The sequence below is a fragment of the uncultured Gimesia sp. genome, from assembly GCF_937919775.1.
Lineage (GTDB): Bacteria > Planctomycetota > Planctomycetia > Planctomycetales > Planctomycetaceae > Gimesia.
On the sequence record NZ_CALFPF010000020.1, the window covers coordinates 1 to 2987 of the forward strand.

Genomic DNA, 2987 nt, shown 5'->3' on the forward strand with positions numbered 1-2987 from the left:
CGATTGGCTAAATCTTCTTCGTAAGATACTTTCATTCTCTATTCCAAACCGGGTTTGGAGATCGGCGTGTAAAATCAAACTCTCAAAATAAGAGAATGACCTGTCCCTGAAACTGTCACCACCTCACGGGTATTCATCAACGGCGACGGGGATCCGGCTCTGAAGTACTCGCAACCTCAGTGTTTCCGCACTTCTGTCAGCGTGGGACACGTCACGGCATCGCAGGGCAAGCGGTCAGATCCCTCCCGCAGGAGTTGTTTTGCGGTGCAGAAATCCTGCGATGGAGACAGCGTGGCGATTACGGCTTAAGAATCGCATCGCGGATATCGGTGCGCCATTCTCGGCGAACAGGATCCCAGGCTCCGAACCCTGAACAGAACTCCCAGTAGGCAGATCCGAATCCGTGTTTTCTGCAGAGGCCTGCAACGGTCCGCGTCCAGCGTAATCGGTCTTCGCCAGGGGCCATGTGATAGCAACCGAATTCCCCGACATACACAGGGCGATGATTCTTCACGGACCAGTCCGCGATCCGTTGGAAATCATCCTCAATAGCCGTTCTTTCTGCCTGATTAAAAGGAAACTTTCTTCCCGCTGGTGGAGCCTTGTCACCCAGGAACTCCGCGCCCTGATGTGTAAACTCGTGAGGTCGATAATAGTGAACTGTGGCGATCAGCATCTGATCTTCCGCCGGAAGTTTCAGATGGATCAGTTCGTCAGGTGAGTTCCAGTTTCCGCCTCCCAGAATCACGGCCCGTTGGGGGTTCTTTTTCCTGATAATTTCGAGAGCAAGAGGAAGGATCTTATTCCATTCCTGCGTCGTCAGATTGTCGTGCGGTTCATTGAGAATTTCGAAGTAGACCGTCTCTGGTTGTGATGCAAACAAGTCCGACAGCTGCCGCCAGATCGCGAGGAATCGATCCGTCTCTTTACCAGGGGCCACGTGCATTTCATCATAGTGATGAATGTTGAGCACAACACGAAGACCCTGCTTTCTGCAGACAGCCATCACCGTTTTGACTCGCGCAACAAAAGCGGGATCAATCCTGAAAGGGGCTTTCGTTGAAGCATGTGCCGACCATTTCACTGGCAGCCTGACGTGTTGAAATCCGGCTTTGCGAATGATCGCTGCATAGTCGTTTTCAAATCGAACACCCCAGTCACCTTCGTTAGGGGCATCGAGCATATTGCCAAGATTGATGCCGACGCCAAGTTTGTCTGCTGCTTCCTGAGCCGTGGATATTTTCGCGAGTTCGTCGGCGAAAACATTCTGTGACAGACACTGCAGCAGCGAAATTAAAAGGAATGATCTGCAAAGAACATGGGATCTTTGATTCATTGAGATAAGACTCCTGAGGAAATAAACAGTGACAAGGGGAATTCTGCCGTCTCTAAAATGCCACAGGTTAACCACCGGCGGATAAAACCAACACAGGATTCCACAGCAATTGAGGAATCGAGGATAATGCCTGTGAAAGCCGGATCTCCGTGATTCCTGCACTCATACGCAGCATCACACTGTTGTTTGTAATGGCCATGATTTTAGCGTTGAAATCTCTGCTTTGAAGTTCATCGCCGACCACGACAGTTCTCGTGGCGCCCCCTTGAGGATCAAAAAACATGGCTCTTACTTCTGATCCGGACATGATTGTGCCCACAAGAACCAGTGGCGAAGGGGCAATGGGCGGTCGCGAAGCAGGAACCGGAGCAGCTGGAGGCGGCGTTGTCGCCTGAACCATCACAGGTGCGGGAGGGGCAGGCGGGGCCGGAAGAACATTCGGGAAAAGAGGCTGCAGAAAATTCCTTGACTGCTCCTCGGGAAGTCTGTTCAGCGTCGCCGCCACCGACGGCAGGACCGCACCGGATCCCTTCATTGTCGTCAAAGTTTCCACTCGATATTCAAACTTCGCCAGCCCGCTGCCATCTTCCAGCGGAGTGATCTCCAGATCTCGGACTCGCTGATTGACGGAGTCTTCCGCGATCGTATGCAGCAGCACTGACATTTCAGAAAGAGTTCCGGTGCTCACAATATCCGCGGCAATCGTTCCGCAGAGTGCCTCGTCACTTTCTCGTTCCAATTCTCCCACCCTGGCAACGGTGTCTCGAAGACCGGCCGCTGTCGCGCTTTCGTAGATCCACTTCTGAAACAACGTTGCCGCTGTCGACTCCGGCTCGGGAAGGCATCGTTCCAGTACCGGCTTCAGGTCATTGCGTGCCATCCTGGCTTCGTCGATTATGTTTGATGCGTCTTCTATCTCTGTCAGTGTTTCGTCGATTCCAGCCTGCAGTTCCTCAGTCGACTTCCAGAAAATCCCCGACGCAAACGACCACATTGGTCGAGCCAGCACGACGGTCAGAAGAATAGAGAATAAAAGTTTTTTTGATGACATGATTACACCCCGCCCGGATCTTGCGAATCGCCAACTGACTTCTCGTCAGTAACTTCGTCAGTAACTCCGCCGGCAGATTTGTCAGTGGCTTTGTCAGTGGCTTCCTCAGCCATTTCGTCTGTGACTTCGTCCATCACTTCATCAATATCTGCAGAAATCTGCGGGGTCAAAGGTTCCAGCTTAATCCGGAAATTCACCTTCAGGTTCCCCGATCCATTTGTGCGTTCGATTTGATAGGGGCTCTGGCGGAAGTGACCGTTCCGAAGGATGTTCTGACTGAGTTCCACGACCGTTTCCGTACGATCTGCAAGTCCGCTGATTGCAATGACCAGGACCCCTGGGTCATCTGGCTGCTGATGAAACTGCAGATCACTCAGCTGACAGCGAGACGCTTTCGGAATGCATTTCTGGAGAATGGAAAAATGCAGTTGCAGATCTGCCCGATCATTCTTCCAGAGTTTAACGAAGTCAATGATTTCAAACACATCTGCATCAGCATCCACTTGTTCCTGAAGCTGTTCCAGTTCTGCCTTGAGAACAGACAGTTCATCTTGCATCGCGCCCGCGGACCGTCTGGACCAGACGTTGAGGCAGATGCAG

2 protein-coding genes and 1 pseudogene are annotated in these 2987 nt (G+C 52.1%); all 3 read right to left on the reverse strand.

The features are described 5' to 3' along the window. Positions 1-298: 298 nt before the first annotated feature. A complete protein-coding gene (locus tag Q0294_RS00590; RefSeq protein WP_299459578.1) occupies positions 299-1336 on the reverse strand; it encodes a glycoside hydrolase family 5 protein in 1038 nt (345 codons plus the stop codon). Positions 1337-1403: 67 nt separating this feature from the next. Continuing rightward, entirely contained in the window at positions 1404-2387 is a 984-nt protein-coding gene (locus Q0294_RS00595; protein WP_299459581.1) for a hypothetical protein, read from the reverse strand. A gap of 2 nt (positions 2388-2389) precedes the next feature. Next, positions 2390-2987: pseudogene (locus Q0294_RS00600) on the reverse strand (hypothetical protein); the annotation flags it as partial.

Excerpts from the sequence above, each read along its gene's own strand:
- Q0294_RS00595 (WP_299459581.1), bottom strand. The coding sequence starts at position 2,387 with ATGTCATCAAAAAAACTTTTATTCTCTATTCTTCTGACCGTCGTGCTG.
- Q0294_RS00590 (WP_299459578.1), bottom strand. The coding sequence starts at position 1,336 with ATGAATCAAAGATCCCATGTTCTTTGCAGATCATTCCTTTTAATTTCG.